The sequence below is a fragment of the Georgenia sp. Z1344 genome, assembly GCF_049856295.1.
GTDB lineage: Bacteria > Actinomycetota > Actinomycetes > Actinomycetales > Actinomycetaceae > JB111.
Genome location: NZ_JBNDMZ010000014.1, coordinates 35,197 through 51,921, shown reverse-complemented (window position 1 = coordinate 51,921; position 16,725 = coordinate 35,197). Strand labels below are relative to the sequence as shown.

The following is a 16,725-nucleotide window of genomic DNA, read 5'->3' as shown; positions in this document are numbered from 1 at the left end:
CCGCTTGCCGGACCCCACGCTCGAAGGAGAGTTGCATGGCCACCCTGTCCGCGGTGCTCGCGACGACGCACCACCCCTTCTACTACAAGGCCACCGAGCTGACGCCACCCGAGGAGCAGATGCCGCAGGCCGCTGAGTGGAAGGCCAAGGTCGAGGCCTACCGGGCCACGCTGACGGCGGCTGAGCCGGAGCTGCTGGTCATGGTCGGCTCGGACCACTTCCACCAGTTCTTCTACGACAACTACCCGACGTTCCTCATCGGCAAGCAGGCCCGCTACGACGCGACGTTCTCCAACGAGATCCGCGAGTTCGGCATGCCCACCTACGAGCTCGAGGGCCACGAGGAACTGTCCGGCTTCATGCTGCGCGGCCTGCTCGAGCGCGGCTTCGACTTCTCCGTGTCCAACGAGCTGAAGATCGACCACTCGATCATCTGCCCGATCATCACCACCCGACCCGCGGGCGACCTCCCGATCGTGCCGATCTACACGAACATCTTCGCGCCGCCGCTGCCGAGCCCGAAGCGGTTCTACGAGCTGGGCCGGGCGATCCGGGAGATCATCGAGGAGTTCCCGTCGGACAAGCGGGTGGCCGCGATCGGGTCGGGGCACCTGTCGCTCGAGCTCGGCGGGCCGCGGATGTTCGAGGAGCACGGGCCGGACCCCGAGTGGGACGTCCAGGCCATCGAGTGGCTCGCGACCGGGAACATCGAGGCGATCCTCGAGAACGTCACGTGGGAGTCGATGTCCGCCTCCGGCAACGCGACGCCGGGCTTCCTCGATCTCATCCTCATGCTCGGCATCGCCGGGCCCGAGCAGGCTGCCTACGTCGACGACCTCGACCTGTACCACACGCGCGAGATGTACATGACGTGGTACCCCGGCGGAGACCCGCGCGAGAAGCGCGGGGCGAGCTCCGCCGTCGTGAGCGAGGAGGCGAGGGCATGACCAGGTACGCCGTCAACAAGTTCCTCTTCCAGGTCGACCGCGACCCCGAGCTGCTCGCCGCATACAGGGCCGAGCCGGCGGCGATGGTCGCGCGGTGGGAGGTCGAGTTCCTCCCCTACCTCGGCGCGGGGAACCAGCGCGTGGAGCGGTCCACGGTCCATTCCCTCGACGACGACGAACGGCGCGCGCTCGTCGATCACGACTACGTGGCCCTGTTCGAGATGGGCGCGCACTACTTCCTCACGCTGACGATCTTCATCGGCATCTACGAGGAGGACTACATGGCGCGCAGCGGTCCGCTCGCGTTCCAGAAGGAGTACCGCGAGAAGCTCGCGCACTGGATCGGCAGGCAGTACCCCAGCGTCGAGGTCTGACGCAGCCGCCGGGCCTCGCGCGGGGACGCCGCGGGCTCGGCTTGGGCTCGATGCGGGCCCTGTGCGGGCTCGACACGGGACCAGCACTGGCTCGGCCCACCCCCGGATCGACAACGAACCGTCCAGACATTCTCAACGAGGAGCATGCAATGACCACCCCCGCACCCGAATCAGGCCGGCCGATCGTGCTGCGCGGCGGCATCGTCGTCACGATGGACGAGAGGCGGACCGTGCACGAGGGCGCCGACGTCCTCGTCGTCGAAGGAGAGATCGCCGCGATCGGACCGGCGCTCGCCGTGCCCGACGGCACGTTCGAGATCGACGCCGCCGGCGGCATCGTCATGCCCGGCATGATCGACTCCCACCGGCACATGTGGCAGACCGCCATGCGCGCCTACGGCTCGGACTGGACGCTCACGCAGTACTTCGTCTGGTACTACCTCGAGCACGGCACCGCGTTCCGACCCCAGGACTACGCGGCGGGGAACGCGCTGAGCGCGCTCGACGCGATCGAGTCGGGCATCACCACGACCGTGGACTGGTCGCACGGGCTGCAGTCCGTCGAGCACGCCGAGGCCGCCATCGACGCCCTGGTGAGCTCGCCGGGTCGGTACGTCATTGGCTTCGGCAACATCTTCGGCGGCCCGTGGGAGTGGACCGCCGACCCGGCCTACCGCCGCGTGTTCGAGAGCGCTCGTGCTGATTCGAGGCTGGCCGGCGTGCAGCTGGCGTTCGACGTCACCGGCGACCCGGCGTTCCCCGAGCAGAAGGCGTTCGAGGTGGCCCGCGAGCTCGACGTGCGGGTGACCACCCACGCCGGCGTGTGGGGCGCGACCAACGACGACGGCGTGCGGCTCATGCACGAGCACGGCTTCATGGAGCCCGGCACCGTGTACGTCCACGCGGCCACGCTCAGCGAGGACTCCTACCAGCGGATCGCCGCGACCGGCGGCATCGTGTCGCTCTCGACGGAGAGCGAGCAGAGCTGCGGCCAGGGCTACCCGCCCTCCCACGCGCTGCGCGCGCACGACATCCCGGTGTCCCTGTCCGTCGACACGAGCGCCTGGTTCAGCGCCGACCTGTTCTCCGCGATGCGCACCACCCTGGGCGCCGACCGCTCCTGGGAGCACCTCACCGCCCACGAGCACGGCGACACGGTGACGCACTCGCACCTGCGAGCGCAGCACGTGGTCGAGTGGGCGACGCGGGGTGGGGCTCGCGCGATCGGGCGTGAGCGGGAGCTCGGGTCGCTGGAGGTGGGAAAGCTCGGCGACGTCGTGCTGCTGAAGAACGACCACTCGCCGACGATGTTCCCTGTGCTGAACCCGTACGGGCACATCGCGATGCAGGCGAGCCGCGGGGACGTCCACACGGTGCTCGTCGGCGGGGACGTGAAGAAGTTCGACGGGCGGCTCGTGGGCGTGGACCTGCCGGCGATGCGCTCGCGGCTCGAGGACACGGTCGAGCACCTGCGCTCGACCCTCGGCGACGACGTCTGGCAGGCCGGGATGAACCCCGACATCCCCGAGACCAAGGTCCTCGACAACCCGTACATGTACACGGAGTACCGGGACAGCTCGACGCGGGGGGCGTTCCAGACGCAGGCGCCTGGTGGTGGGGCTGGTCGGCCGACGGACTGACTCTTCACCTCTTTCCGCCGACCCAGGTAGTTGTGCGCCGAGCCAGGCCACGCCGTCTACTGGCTCGGCAGGGGACCTCTAGGGTCGGCACGCAACGTCTGGGTTCGACGTCGGCTCGTCCTCCCCTCCGCCGACCCGTGTAGTTGTCCGCCGACCTCAGTACCTCCCGCCGACCCAGGTAGTTGTGCGCCGAGCCAGGCCACGCCGTCTATTGGCTCGGCAGGGGACCTCTAGGGTCGGCACGCAACGTCTGGGTTCGACGTCGGCCGGTGGTGCGCAGCGCCCGATTAGTCGCCGCCGAGGAACTCCTCGCTCGCCACGCTCGGGCGCGGCGGGCCGAACGTCTCGATGAGCATGTCCTCGTCCCGGTAGGACGCCAGCCGCGCCCAGCCAGGCTGGTCCGCCAGGGCCCGATGGATCGCGTCCGCGTTCCGGTAGGCGCCGGGGATCGGGTGCCGCCAGTGGGCCGCCACGAGCACCCCGTCGACCGCCAGGGACTCGCGCGCGTGGCGGAGGGTGTCCTCGAACTCTGTGTCGTCGAGGTAGTACGCGAGCTCGCTGAGCACGATGAGGTCGAGCTCTCCCGCGGGCCAGTCGGCGATGCCGCCCACCCGGAAGTCCACGTGCGGAGGCGGGACGCGCTCGCGCGCGGTCTCCAGCGCGGCGGGGACGACGTCGGTGGCGAGGAGCTGCTGGCAGCGCTCGGCCAGCAGCGCCGTGAGTCCGCCGATCGAGCAGCCCGGCTCGTAGCCCCGCCGGAAGGTCCGCCGCGGCAGCAGCGCCGCCGTCAGGGCGTACTTGCGCTCCTCGTACCAGCGCCCGGTGACCGACCACGGGTCCTCCCCGCGGTCGTAGATCGCGGCGAACCCGGCCGCCGGGTGGGGGAAAACGACCTGGCGGCGGCGCAGCATCCGGTCCCGCACCCGGCGGGGCAGGACCACCTGGTGCTCCGGGTCTACGCCGGCGCGGCCGGTGGGCACGCCGAGGTCGAGGCTGATCTGCGAGCGGAACGCGTCCATGGCTGCGGACCGTGCGTGGTCGAGCTCGTCGTCGACGACCAGCGCCCGCGCGCTGCCCCAGTCGATGACCGGGTGCTCGTGGGGCTGCGTGTGCTGCCACAGCCACACCGGGTACTCGACGAGCCGCGCCGTCGGGACTCGTGCCAGGGCTCGGCGGGCGGCGCGCCCGGTCGCGTCGTGGTCCGGGTGCCCGTCGTGGCGCAGCGGTGCGGCCACCCACGTCCCCGGCGGGAGTCGGCCGAGCGCCGCGCCGATGCGCTCGGCGAGGGCGTCCTCGTGCTCGGTGACTCGCCCGTCGGGCAGCCGCAGCCGGGTGCGCCGGATCTCGTGGTCCGGGTCGGCGGCCAGCCCCGCGAGCGAGGCCAGCGCGGCGCGGGACTCCGCGGCGCGGAGCTCGGCAAGGTCCGCCGGTGCGACGAGCTCGGGCGGGTGGGAGGCGTCGCCGTCGGTGACGGCGAGCACGAGCGTCGGGATCCCCTCGCGGGCGGCCGTGCCGATGAGGGCGCCGGCGCCGAGTACCTCGTCGTCGGGGTGCGGGGAGAGCACGAGCAGCGCCGGTGCCGCGGCGATCTCGGGTGGTGCGGCGTCGTCGGGTGCCTGGTCGGCAGGACGGTGGTCGCCGGTCCGCGCCGCGCGCAGCGTCCACGGCGCGAGTCGGGACTCGAACCGGGCCAGCGACGGCTCGGACGTGGCCGGCGGGTCCTCGGCGCGGAAGAGCGGCTCAGGCATCATCGTCGGTGCTCGCCGGACGGTCCGCTGCCGGGGCTCGTTCCGGGGCGTTCGCCCCGGTGGGGGAGAACCCGATGATCGCTTCCCACAGGGTGGTCGCGTCCTCGCCCGCCTCGGCGCGGGCGGCGACCTCGGCGGCGATCTGGGCCTCGTCGGCCTCGGCGTGGGTCTGGCGGATGTAGACACCGAGATCGGCCACGCGCCGGGCATGGTCGCCGTCCGCGCACAGGGGACCGGCGCCGAGGCCCCGGCCGACGCGCTCGACGACGGTGGCGGCGAGGCGGTCGATGCGGGTGCGCACCGCGAGCGCCCGCGCCGCGCGGAGGCCGTCCCGGTCGTCGGGGTCGGCGTCGATCGTCGCCGCGGCCTCGGTGAGCATCGCCCACCCGGCCCCGAGCTCAGTAGCGGTCGCGCCGGCGTGTGCGCGGACCAGGTCAGAGGCGCCGGGACGGGCGGCCCGCGCCAGCAGGGGAGCCGCGACGCCCGCGGCCCCGCCGAACCAGCAGGCGGCCACGCCGGCGCCGCCGTGCCAGAAGCCGGGTCGGTCGAGGTAGTCGGCGTGGCTGCCGAGGCGGCGCGCGGGGACGCCCTCGAGCTCCACCCATCCTGAGTCGCTGTCTGCCATACCCACGGCCGGCCAGGTGTCCGGCACGGCGCGCACCCCGGGCAGGCGCAGGTCGACGGCGAACAGTGCCACCGCGCCGTCGTCGTCGGTCGTGGCGGTGACGAGCGCGTGCGTGCACAGCGACGCGCCCGAGCACCACGGCTTGGTGCCGGTCAGCGTCCAGCTGCCGCCCGCCTCGGCGGCGTAGAGCCGGGGGCGGGGTGGCTCGGCCGCCCAGACGCCCCAGTGGGAGCCGGGCTCCACCAGTTCCGGCGCGCCGAGGTCGGTGGTGATCGCGACGGCGTCGGCGTGCGCCTCGGCGAGCCGGCCGGTCACCACGTTCGCGGCCGTCAGCTCGGCGAGCGCGCGCCAGCGGGCGAGGGTTCTCCCGCGGCCCGGCAGCGGGAGCTCCAGCCCCGCGAGGAGCCGGCCGTAGGTGCCGCGCGCGGAGCTCACGGGCGCCTCGCCGTCGGCCCGTCCGTGCCCGGGGCTCGCTCCTCGTGCTCGTGCTCGTGCGACGGTGTCGCCATCACGGTCCTTCCTGTGCTCGGGATGTGCTGCGGTCTCGTGCTCCGCGAAGGGATGCGCGCCCGTGCCCCACGCTGCGGTGGCCGTCGGGCGAGGCCGGGTGGTCCGTCGGTCGCGTCGGGGCGGTTGTCACGCGGGGCAGGTCCCGGCCGGGGCGAGGGATTCGGCCAGGTCGGCGAGGTCGCCCGCGAAGCCGGCGGGTGCGCGGCCGGCGGTGCGGCGGGAGGTGACGACGGGCATGTCCAGGGCGCGCACCGTGCACAGCCCGCGGGCCGCGGCGCGGCGCACGAGGTCGACGTCCTCGCCGGTCCGCAGCGGTCGGAAGCCGCCGAGGAGCCGCAAGGCCTGCGCGGAGAGGCCGAGGTTGGCGCCGTGCACGTGGTCGTGGCCGCGCGCGCTGACGGCGCTCGCGTACTGCTCGGCCCAGGCGCGGGCGAGGGGGTCCTCGGCGTGACCGCCCTCAAGCGCGACGGTCCCCACCACGAGGTCGACCTGCCTCGACCGGTATCGAAGGTGCGCCGCGACCCAGTCCTCGGGGACCACGGAATCCGCGTCCGTCGTCGCGATCCAGGAGCGCGGGTCCGGTGCGGCGCCGGACAGCAGGGCGCGGTCGCAGCCGGCCTGGCGGGCGGCACCGACGTTGCGCGCGTCGATCTCGAGCACCTCCGCGCCGCAGGCCCGGGCGATCGCCGCGGTGCCGTCGGTGCACGAGTCGGCGACGACGATGACGCTCACCTCCGCCCCGGCCGCTCCGGCGGCCGCCCGCAGGGAGTCGAGCGTGCGCCCGATCAGCGCCTCCTCGTCACGCGCGGGGACGACGACGCAGACGTCGGGCCGGCGCGCAGGACCCACGCTCACGACTGGCCTCCTCACGGTGTGCCGGGTCGACGCGCGCGAGCGCACGCCGTCACGGGCAGTGCACCACAGCGCGGACCGTCTCGCACGGCGAGGTGGCCGGCAGGGGCGGCGCCGGGTGCAGGGACGATGGGCGGATGCGTCCACTGCGAGAGCTGGCCCTGCGGCCACAGTTCACGACCGACCTGCTGCAGATCCTCAAGAGCGTCGCCGCGGCCACCGCGGCGTGGTGGGTCTCAACCACCGTGCTCAGCTCTCCGCTGCCCTTCCTCGCTCCGTGGACGGCGCTGCTGACCGTGCACGCCACGGTCCACCGATCGCTGTCGCGCGGGGTGCAGTCGACGGTGGCCTCGGCGCTGGGCGTCGGGCTGTCGTTCCTCGTGGGCGCCTACCTCGGGGTGAACGTGTGGACCTTCGCTCTCGCACTGTTCGTCGGGCTGGCCGGAGCGCGAATCAGCTGGATCCGCGACGAGGGCGTCGCGATCGCGACCACCGCGATCTTCGTCCTCGGCAGCGGATTCTCCGAGCAGCAACCGCTGCTGCTCGACCGCATCATCGAGGTCGGCCTCGGCGTGGTCATCGGGGTCGCGGTCAACCTGCTGGTCATCCCGCCGCTGCGCGATCAGCAGGCCTCGCGGTACGTGGACAGCATCAACCGCCGGATGGGGGACGTCCTGGTCGACATGGCCGACGAGTTCTCGAGATCCTGGGAGACCGACAAGGCCGAGTCGTGGCGGGACGAGATCGAGTCGATGACCCACGAGCTGGACACCGCGTGGCAGTCGGTGCGCTTCGCCACCGAGAGCCGGCGGTACAACCCCCGGGAGCGCCTCGCTCGTCGGTCGAGGACGGGCGAGGAGGTCGGCTACGAGAACATCCTCGAGCGCGTCGACGAGGGGGTCTCGCACCTGCGTCACCTGGCCCGGACCTTGTACGAGGCCGCCTACGCCGAGGGCGCGTGGGACGAGGAGTTCCGCGAGCGGTGGACCACGATCGTGCGCGACACGGGTCACGCCGTCGCCGATCCCGACGCGGACGTGGAGCCGGTCCTCGGCCGGCTGACCGCCCTGGCGCGGGACGTGTCCCACGAGCACGAGCTCCCGGCGGAGAGCTGGCCGCTCTACGGCTCCCTCCTGTCCGGCATGCGGCACATCGTCGTCATCATCGACGACGTCGCCTCGGCCCGCGAGGCGCGCGAGGCCGGGGCGAGCAATCCGCGAACCAGCGGTTCGTCGTAGGCACGCGTCGACGGGCAGCCGGTGCCCGACGGCGGGCAGGCGGTCGGGCCCGCGGAGCTCGTCGCTGATCGGAAGGATCGGAGCGAGCAGCGCCGGAGCCTCGGCAGCGCCGACCCCACCACTCACCGCCGACCCATGTAGTTGTGCGCCGACCTCACCTCTTCCCGCCGACCCAGGTAGTTGCGCGCCGACCCCAGCACCTTCCGCCGACCCATGTAGTTGTGCGCCGACCTCACAGGTTGCCGCCGACCCAGGTAGTTGTGCGCCGACCCAGGTGACGTCGTCCGCTGGCTCGGCGGTCAACCTCTAGGGTCGGTACACAACGACTGGGTTCGGCGATGAACTTCTAGGGTCGGCACACCACGACTGGGTTCGGCGGTGAACCTCTAGGTTCGGCACTCAACGTCTGGGTTCGGCGGTGAACCTCTAGGGTCGGCACGCAACGTCTGGGTTCGTCGTCGAGCGGAGTCGTCAGCGGCGGGGTGTCGTCGTCGTCGGGCGTTCGAACGTCTCGGTGGCCGCCCCTCGTGACGCGCGATGCGTGCCCGCCCAGCCGAGGACGACGCCGGCCATGAGGACCAGCGGCGGGAACTCGGCCAGGTGGTCGATGCTCGAGTGGATCGCCAGCGCGGTCCAGGCCGTGGCGGCGATCGCGGCGGCGGCGCGCGAGCCGCGGGTGGCCACCCCGTAGGCCACGACGAACATCGCGAGCAGCAGCACCACCCCGACGGCGCCGAGCTCCGCGCCCACCTGCAGCACGTCGGAGTGGACCTCGGAGAGCTTCGCGTTCCCCGCGGCGAGGGCAGAGTGCTCGACGAACGACCCCGGACCGGACCCGGTGAGCGGGCGCTGCGCCCACAGGTCGAGGGCGTCGCCCCAGAGCCGGTGGCGGGCCGAGCTGAGGCTGCCCTCGGCCGCGAGGAATCCCGGCCACGTCTCGCGGCTGCCGAGCCACGCGACGACCACCGCTGCGGCGAGGCCCAGACCCGCCCCGACCGCCGCGACGGTGCGCACTGGTGGGCCGCGGCGCGTGGCGACGACGAGGGCGACGACCGCCGCCGTCGCGAGGACGAGGACCATCCCGGCCTGGGCGCGCGCCGCGAGCAGGACGGCGACGACGAGGAGCATCGTCGTCGAGACGCTGAGGTGCGTGCTGGTGCGAGCGTCGCCGGGGTCAGTGCCGAGTCGGAGCAGGCCGGCGAGCGCGACGAGCTGGACGCCGATCGCGGCCTGCGCGTTCGCGTAGAACGGGATCCCCACGACGACGACGAGCGCCCCGATCGTCAGGACCGTCGCGACGGTCCACCCCGGGACGCGGCGGGAGAGGTGTCGCCCGGCGACGATGCCGACGAGCAGGACGACCGGTGCCGCGAGGTGCGGGGCGGCGTCGATGAACGGGTGGGCGCTGGCGGCCGTCGCGGTCAGCGTCCAGAGCAGCCAGAGGACGGCGAGGCCGACGAGGTAGCGGTCGGCGCGTCCGTCGAGGCCGATGACTGCGAGGCCGCGGGCGACCGCCCGGCGTGCGGTGCCGAGTCGCGGGGTCGCGGTCGGCCGGCGGGCGGAGCTGTCGCCTGGGTCGGGCGACGGCTCGGCGTCGGGATCGGGGGAGGACACCACGTCTCCCGATCGTAGGTGCGCGGCCGGTCGCACTGGTGGGCGGGCGGTGAACGGCGGGCGTCGTCGTCGGGCGTGGAACGTATCCGACGCCGACGCACGGGCCCGAACGGCGGTGAGAGCTCGGCGTCCTTACGCTGACCGGATGGATCAGAGCGAGCAGCGGCGACGGCTGGGCACGACCGACTTCGACGTCGAGGACGAGCTCGTCGGCGAGGTGGCCACCACCGTGCGCGAGGGGTCGAAACGGCTCAACCGGACGTGGCCCGAGCTCCTCGTCACCGGGTTCTTCGGTGGCGTGGACGTCGGCCTCGGGATCCTCGCGATGATCCTCGTCAAGGACGCCACGGGCTCGACGATCCTGGCGGGGATGGCGTTCGGCGTCGGGCTCCTTGCCCTGCGACTCGCGCACTCGGAGCTGTTCACCGAGGAGTTCCTCCTGCCCATCAACGCGGTGCTCGCGGGGCAGGGGACGTGGCTGCAGGTGGTCCGGCTGTGGTCGAGCAGCCTCGTGATGAACCTGGCCGGCGGGCTGATGTTCGCGTGGCTCATCGTGCTCGCGCTGCCCGGGTACCACGCGACGATCATCTCGTCGGCGACGTCGTACCTCGAGCAGCCCTCGCTGACGGTGACGATCGCGCTCGCCCTGCTCGCCGGTGCGACGATCACGCTGTCCACCCGGATGCAGCAGGGCACGTCGAACGACGTCGTGGCTGCCATCATCTGCATGAGCTCCGGGCTGCTGCTCATCGGGCTGGGGATGCTGCACGGGGCACTCAACGCGATCGTCATCTTCGCCGCGATGCTGGCCGGCGCGGACATCTCGGTGGGGGACTTCCTCCAGTGGTTCGGCCTGGTGATCCCGTTCAACATGCTCGGCGGGCTGCTCATCATCACGATCCCGCGCGTGACGCGGACGTGGAAGCTGCTGCGCGGGCTGCGCACGGGGAAGTTCGAGCTGGAGGACGTGACGCGGCAGGCCGGGTGAGGTGGTGCGACGTGGTGGGTGCGGCGTCGGGCTGAGGTGCGATGACGTCTCCAGCGGCGGGCGGGCGTTCGTCGTCGTCGGGCATGTCCCTCTCCGCCCGACCCTGCCGCCCTCGCACGTTCCCGCCCACCTCACAGAATCCCGCCGAGCCGGCTGACGGCGTCAGCGGGTGGGGCGCTCGTTGTATGGGGTTCGTCGGCGGGTGGGCCTGCAACTCGTGGATCGCTGACTGTTCGTCGACTTCGGGTTCGACTGCCATGGTGACGGTGTGGCGCAGGAAGAGTTCTCAGCGCGACAGGTGTGACTCGGCGCCCTGTGCCTGCAATCCGAGCGTCGGCATGCCCGCGTCCTGAGAGGACCGGCATTGCTTCGATGCGAGCGACATCCGGACCAGCACAGAGCACCGAGCTCGGCTGAGTAGTCCGTCGGCACGCGGTCCAGTCTCTGCTGTGCTCGGAGAAGCCATGAGTGCCAGCGTTCCAAGTGGACCGTTGCCTAACGATGGTTGAGCCGTCATGCACACCGCAGTCATGTTCCATCGGCCTAGCCCCGGGCCCCGCGCGGTCACCGCCCGTCGGGGACGGGACCTCGGGCGGTAAGTCGGGGCTCCGACAGCAGAGGCCGGCACCGCCTGTCCGGTACCGCCGCCAGGCGGTGCCGGACAGGGGATTGACACGGAGAATCCGAACTGGTTACGTTACCGGTACCGATACCGGAAGGATGAGAATGGGCTCATCACTGATCGACCAGGTCGACGTACGCATCCTGGAAGTCCCCCTGAACAAGCCGTACTGGATGTCGCAACAGGCGTACGCCACCGCCGGACAGGTGTTCGTCACCGTCCGGACGGCGGGAGGCGTTCTCGGCTACGGGCAGGCACATGGCAACCCAATGACGACGATCGCCGACCTCGTCACGGACACCCTCGCGCCACTGGTGCTCGGTCGATCCGTGTGGGAGGTTCGGGCGATCTGGCGCGACCTGTTCGCAGTCTCCACTGGCAAGCGTGAGGCTGTGGCTACCGGTCAGCCGCACTTCGGCATGCGCGACCGATTCCAGCTCCTCGCCGGAATATCCGCGCTCGACATCGCGATCTGGGACGCACGCGCCAAGACGGCAGGGCTCCCTCTCTGGAAGCTCCTAGGAGCGGATAATCCGGTGCTACCGGCCTACGCGACGGGCGGCTACTACCCGAACGGCGATAATGACGACCCCGGAATCGACTCGTTGCTCGCTGAAATTGGCGCATACGTCGACGCTGGATTCACAGCGGTGAAGATCAAGACCGGACGAGCTCCGGAGGTCGACATAGCGAGAGTACGTGCGATCCGGGACGACCACCCTGACCTGCGAATCAAGGCGGATTCAAACGGCGGCTGGGACCTCGACGAGGCGCTCACGGCAGGGCGTGCATTCAGTGACCTCGGCGTCTTCTGGATGGAAGAACCCATCCACTGGCACCTCGGCACGCACCACCTTCGTCGACTCCGTGACGAGTCCGGCCTCCGCATGGCTGCGGGTGAGCAGGAGATTCATCAGTGGTCGAGTGCGTCGCTCGTGGACGAGGGGGTGATCTCGGTCCTGCAGACCGATTGCACCCGTGCTGGCGGCCTGACTGCGTGGATGGAAGTCGCAACCTACGCCAATCTCCGCGGCGTTGCCGTGGCACCGCACCACGACGGCCACATCCACGGTCACTTCCTCGCCGCGCTCTCCGGTGAAGTCCACTGCGAGACGTTCCCCGACTCCGATCGAGATCCACTCTGGGCCAGGTTGTATGGGGAGAAACCCGAGTTGGTGAATGGCGCCTTGGTGCTTAGTGAACGTCCTGGTCTCGGCATCACCCCCGATTCCGGGCAGCTCGACGCCTGGACGATCCGACAGACAACTATCCACCCCGAATAGTTCCCCCGACCAACGACTACACAACTCACACCAACGGAGGTGTACCGAGATGGGCAAGTCAACGAAGCTACCTCTTGCAGGTGCCGCGCTCACAGCCACCCTCGCCCTTGCTGCATGCGGAGGCGACACAGGCGGCCTCAGCGCGCCGGACGAGGATGAACAGGGAGGACAGAGCGGAACGAGTGCCAGCCTCGCCACGTCCTGGGGGCCCAGCGACACCGACTGGTACCTCTACGGCGCCGAGAGCATGGCACTGATTGAAGAAAGTTCAGCCCTCGACATCACGGTTCAGGAGAGTGCAGGCTCCGAGGAGAACGCCATCCGGATGGACGCGGGTGAAGTCGATCTCGGCATGATCGACGTCCAGGGTGCCGAGACTGCCCTGGGGGAGCACGAGCTGGCTGCTCTCTACCCGATTTCTATCGTGCTCTGGCAGCTCGTCGTCGGTGCCGACACCGACGCCGAGACGCCGGCGGATCTCGACGGCCTGCACTGGAACGCCGGCCCAATCGGCGGCGGCTCGACGCAGATCACCATGGACGCGCTCGAAGCGCTCGGTGTCACGCCCGACTACTACGAGGCGGGACTTGGAGATGCCGTCTCGGCCTACGCTGGCCGGCAGATCGAAGGGTTCTCCTACCGGGGAGCCGGAGTGCAGGCAACGGGAGCGATCCTGGAAGCCTCGTCCAGCAGGCCGATCAACCTCATCAACTTCGCCGATGAGGACATCGCCACCGTCCAGGATCAGAACCCGGCGATCGTTCCTGTCGACATCCCGGGCGGCACCTACTCGGACGTTCCCAACGACATCCAGACACTTGGGTACTGGGGTGTCATCGTCGCGGCGGCTCCGGAGCTCTCCGAGGACGTCGCGTACGAGGTCACCGCCCAGTTCTGGGAGAACATCGACGAGGTCAACGAGCGTCTTCCCCAGACCGAGGGCCTGACTCCCGAGGTAGCGATCGACGAACTACTCCTGCCGCTCCACCCGGGCGCCGCGCGCTACTACGAGGAGCAGGGCATCGACATTCCGGAAGACATGATCCGATGACCTCGACTTTCGCGGAGGAAGCCGAGGCGATCGTCGACGACGAGACCGAGGAAGCGCCACGCGGCCGCTTCGAGAAGACCGCGGTGGCGCTTCTCAACGTTGTTGCCGTCGGGTCCGCCGCCTTCCACGTCTGGACGGCCGGAGCAGGCCCGCTAGCCGGGATTAAACAGACGACTATTCACGTCGTCTTTGCAATCATTCTCTGTCTGTTCAACGTCAAGTCTGCGACCGGCTCGAAGAAGCCGACTACCGACGTCGGCAAGGCGATCGACAGAGTGGCCATCATTCTGGAGATCGCCATCGCGATCATCGCCACGATATACGTCTGGTCGGAGTTCGACAGGATCGTCTACGAGCTCGGTTATGCGCGGCCGACCGAAGCCGACATCATCATCGGCACCCTTATGGTCGTCGTGCTGTTCGATGCCTGCCGACGAGCCATGGGCTGGGCGTTCCCGATCATCGGGCTCGTCACGATTTTGTACTGCATCTTCGGCAGTTACATACCGGGGATCTTCGGTCACTCCGGACAGACTTTCGAGTCGGTCATTGCCAACTCGTTCACATCTCCGCTCGGAATCTACGGCAGCGTGACAGCTACGTCCGCGACACAGATCGCGATCTTCGTCATCTTCGGTGCGCTGCTCATGAAGCTCGGTGGGGGCGACGGTTTCCTGAAGATGTCGCTCGTTGTCGCAGGCCGCCTGCGCGGTGGTCCCGGCAAGGTGTCCGTGCTTTCCAGCGCGCTGTTCGGCATGGTGAACGGAAGCGCGGTCGCCAACACCGCGAGTACAGGCGTCATCACGATCCCAATGATGAAGAAGTACGGATTCCCCAAACGGTTCGCAGCGGCCGTCGAAGCCACGGCTTCCACCGGTGGACAGTGGACACCTCCAATCATGGGAGCGGCTGTATTCCTCATGGCCCAGCTGCTCGGGATGTCGTACTACTCGATCGTCCTCGCTGCCATCATCCCAGCAATCATCTACTACATTTCATTCTGGTTGACTGTGGATTCCGAGGCTGGGTTGCACAACCTGAAGGGGCTAAAGCGCGAGGAGATCCCGAGGGTCCGCGACTTCGTCGACGAGCTCGTCATCCTCATTCCGGCTGTCAGCGCGCTTCTTGCACTCATCATCATGGCGTACCCAGTCCGCATGGCTGGCTTCGCAGCCACCGTCGTCCTGTTGGTCAGCGCTCTGGCCGTTCAGGTCTTCTGGAAGCGTCGGTCGATCCTCGAGTTCGGCAAGGACATTGTCATCGGCTGCCGCAACGGCGCCCTGACTGCAGCCACCATCGGCGTACTGGTTGCCGGCTCGCAGATCGTTGTCGCAGGCATCGGCACGACGGGCGTCGCTCTGAACGTGGGCTCGTTGATCTTCTCGATCGCATCGGCATCGATCATCCTGGCACTTGTCCTCGCGGCGATCATCAACATCGTGCTCGGGCTCGCGCTCCCCACCGTGCCTTCCTACCTGATCGCTATCGCGATCACGGGATCGGCTCTGATCGAGCTTGGCGCGACCCCGCTTAGCGTTCACATGTTCGCTCTGTACTTCGCCGTTCTCGGGGGGCTCACGCCACCCATCGGCGCAACGGTGTTCGTGGCTTCTGCGATCGCCGGGACCGACTGGTTCCGCGCGAGCCTTACGGCCATGCGCATCGCCGCGATCGCCTTCGTGCTCCCGTTCGTATTCGTGCTGCGACCGGAGCTCCTTCTGCAGGGACCGGCTGGTTCGATCATCTGGACATCCCTTGCCGTGACGGCTGGTGCGGCCCTCTTGGCGATTGCAATGGCGAGGTATGCAGGTCGCAAGCTCCGGTGGTGGGAATCGGTTAGCATCCTCGCCGCAGCGGCAGTCCTCTTCTACCCGAACAATATCCTTAACTACATCGGCGCGGGAGCCGGCATTGTGCTCCTCCTCTGGTGGCTCTGGCGTAGGAATCGAAAAAGGGCGTCGATGCCCGACAGTGGCGATGTGCCTGTTGCGTCGAACTCGAACTGAAGGAATCAAAAGTGCAGATCATTGACATTGATATCATCCCCGTTGTCGTCGATCTTCCGGAGAAGTTCTCCGGGTCGAAGTACAGCATGACCCAGCGCGCCACCCTGGTCACGCGCATCGCGACAGACGACGGCATTGTCGGGCTGACCTACAACGGTGACGAGATAGACACTCAGCACGAGATCGCAGCCATCATGAAGGACGAGCTCTTCCCGTTGATCAAGGGAAAGGATCCACTGTTCGTCGAAAAGCTCTGGAACGACATGCTTCCAGTCACATTCGATATCTTGCGTGATCGAAAACTCGTCATCATGGCAATGTCCGCCATCGACTCCGCGCTGTGGGACATCGTCGGGAAAGCAGCGAATCTCCCGCTCAATCGGTTGTGGGGTGCCTACCAGGACAGCATCGAGATTATCGCGATCGGTGGCTACTACAACAAGTCCAACTCCGAGCTCGCAGAGGAGGTCGACTATCTGCGAGGCTTGGGTCTCGGCGGCTGCAAAATGAAGATTGGCGGTGCAAACCCCTCGATCGATGCCAGCCGCTTCATGGCGATGGCGGACGCTGCTGGCGACGACTTCCAGCTGATGGCAGACGCCAACCAGGGATACACGCTCGCGGAATCGGTGAAGTTCCTCGAGCAGATCGATCGTTCGAAACTGGTGTGGTTCGAAGAGCCTGTCCGCTGGTATCACGACAAGACTTGGCTGCGCGACGTTCGTTATCAGGGTGGTGTGCGGGTCGCCGCGGGCCAGAGCGAGACGTCACGCCAGGGCGTGCGTGAACTGTTGGAGAACGGCGCGATCGATGTCTGCAACTACGACGCATCATGGGCGGGTGGCCCAACCGAGTGGCTACGCGTGGCAGGGATGTGTTCCGCCTACGGTGTGCAGATGGCGCACCACGAGGAGGGACAGATCTCAGCGCACCTCCTGACGAGCACACCGAATCCTGGCCCCGTCGAGGTCTTCGCGCCGGCCCGAGACCCACTGGTGTGGGCAATCCACGCCGAGCCGCTCAATCCCCGGAACGGCATCTATGAGGTCCCCAAGGGGCCCGGCCTAGGGCTGAACCTTGACTGGGACTGGATCGAGGCTCACCGGGTGGACGCCGAGTAAGGTGGATGAACTCAGCACGGCCGACGCGCAGCTGCCCGGCACCCACGTAGTCAGCGGAAGGCACTGATTTGAGCCGAAAGCAGCGGCCCCGGGCGGCCACCATCAA

General features: G+C 69.1%; 13 protein-coding genes. 9 read left to right on the top strand and 4 right to left on the bottom strand.

All coding sequences use genetic code 11. The features are described 5' to 3' along the window. Nucleotides 1–35: 35 nt before the first annotated feature. The 3 genes from ACPYO6_RS14955 to ACPYO6_RS14945 all read left to right on the top strand — a co-directional run bounded on the left by ACPYO6_RS14955 (nucleotide 36) and on the right by ACPYO6_RS14945 (nucleotide 2,961). On the top strand, nucleotides 36–947 hold the full coding sequence (locus tag ACPYO6_RS14955) for a hypothetical protein (protein ID WP_425715569.1): 912 nt from the start codon (nucleotides 36–38) through the stop codon (nucleotides 945–947). Then, nucleotides 944–1,321 carry a hypothetical protein gene (locus ACPYO6_RS14950; protein ID WP_425715568.1) on the top strand — a complete coding sequence of 126 codons (378 nt, stop codon included), beginning with the start codon at nucleotides 944–946 and terminating at the stop codon, nucleotides 1,319–1,321. The genes ACPYO6_RS14955 and ACPYO6_RS14950 overlap by 4 nt, the downstream gene beginning before the upstream one ends. A 149-nt stretch (nucleotides 1,322–1,470) precedes the next feature. Then, nucleotides 1,471–2,961, top strand: a complete 1,491-nt coding sequence (locus ACPYO6_RS14945) for an amidohydrolase family protein (protein WP_425715567.1) — start codon at nucleotides 1,471–1,473, stop codon at nucleotides 2,959–2,961. Between the two features lie 287 nt (nucleotides 2,962–3,248). On the opposite strand, the gene ACPYO6_RS14940 is transcribed toward ACPYO6_RS14945, so the two are convergent. The 3 genes from ACPYO6_RS14940 to ACPYO6_RS14930 form a co-directional block, all read right to left on the bottom strand. Next, a complete protein-coding gene (locus ACPYO6_RS14940; RefSeq protein ID WP_425715566.1) occupies nucleotides 3,249–4,712 on the bottom strand; it encodes a PIG-L family deacetylase in 1,464 nt (487 codons plus the stop codon). After that, the gene (locus ACPYO6_RS14935) at nucleotides 4,702–5,769 is read right to left on the bottom strand and encodes an acyl-CoA dehydrogenase family protein (RefSeq protein WP_425715565.1); all 1,068 of its coding nucleotides are present in this window, start codon (nucleotides 5,767–5,769) and stop codon (nucleotides 4,702–4,704) included. The genes ACPYO6_RS14940 and ACPYO6_RS14935 overlap by 11 nt, the downstream gene beginning before the upstream one ends. Nucleotides 5,770–5,970: 201 nt before the next feature. Beyond that, the gene (locus ACPYO6_RS14930) at nucleotides 5,971–6,699 is read right to left on the bottom strand and encodes a glycosyltransferase (RefSeq protein WP_425715564.1); all 729 of its coding nucleotides are present in this window, start codon (nucleotides 6,697–6,699) and stop codon (nucleotides 5,971–5,973) included. Between the two features lie 134 nt (nucleotides 6,700–6,833). On the opposite strand from ACPYO6_RS14930, the gene ACPYO6_RS14925 reads away from it, so the two are divergent. After that, nucleotides 6,834–7,934 carry an FUSC family protein gene (locus tag ACPYO6_RS14925; protein ID WP_425715563.1) on the top strand — a complete coding sequence of 367 codons (1,101 nt, stop codon included), beginning with the start codon at nucleotides 6,834–6,836 and terminating at the stop codon, nucleotides 7,932–7,934. Nucleotides 7,935–8,405: 471 nt separating this feature from the next. On the opposite strand, the gene ACPYO6_RS14920 is transcribed toward ACPYO6_RS14925, so the two are convergent. After that, on the bottom strand, nucleotides 8,406–9,551 hold the full coding sequence (locus ACPYO6_RS14920; protein ID WP_425715562.1) for an O-antigen ligase family protein: 1,146 nt from the start codon (nucleotides 9,549–9,551) through the stop codon (nucleotides 8,406–8,408). Nucleotides 9,552–9,693: 142 nt separating this feature from the next. On the opposite strand from ACPYO6_RS14920, the gene ACPYO6_RS14915 reads away from it, so the two are divergent. From ACPYO6_RS14915 to ACPYO6_RS14895, 5 genes are all read left to right on the top strand, one after another. Next, a complete protein-coding gene (locus ACPYO6_RS14915; RefSeq protein ID WP_425715561.1) occupies nucleotides 9,694–10,536 on the top strand; it encodes a formate/nitrite transporter family protein in 843 nt (280 codons plus the stop codon). 726 nt (nucleotides 10,537–11,262) lie between these two features. Continuing rightward, on the top strand, nucleotides 11,263–12,441 hold the full coding sequence (locus ACPYO6_RS14910) for a mandelate racemase/muconate lactonizing enzyme family protein (RefSeq protein ID WP_425715560.1): 1,179 nt from the start codon (nucleotides 11,263–11,265) through the stop codon (nucleotides 12,439–12,441). A gap of 49 nt (nucleotides 12,442–12,490) precedes the next feature. Continuing rightward, nucleotides 12,491–13,492: a TAXI family TRAP transporter solute-binding subunit gene (locus ACPYO6_RS14905; RefSeq protein WP_425715559.1), complete on the top strand. Its 1,002-nt coding sequence runs from the start codon at nucleotides 12,491–12,493 to the stop codon at nucleotides 13,490–13,492. Beyond that, on the top strand, nucleotides 13,489–15,498 hold the full coding sequence (locus ACPYO6_RS14900) for a TRAP transporter permease (RefSeq protein WP_425715557.1): 2,010 nt from the start codon (nucleotides 13,489–13,491) through the stop codon (nucleotides 15,496–15,498). Before ACPYO6_RS14905 ends, ACPYO6_RS14900 begins: the two co-directional genes overlap by 4 nt. Before the next feature lie 11 nt (nucleotides 15,499–15,509). Continuing rightward, nucleotides 15,510–16,619, top strand: a complete 1,110-nt coding sequence (locus tag ACPYO6_RS14895) for a mandelate racemase/muconate lactonizing enzyme family protein (protein ID WP_425715556.1) — start codon at nucleotides 15,510–15,512, stop codon at nucleotides 16,617–16,619. Nucleotides 16,620–16,725 lie beyond the last annotated feature (106 nt).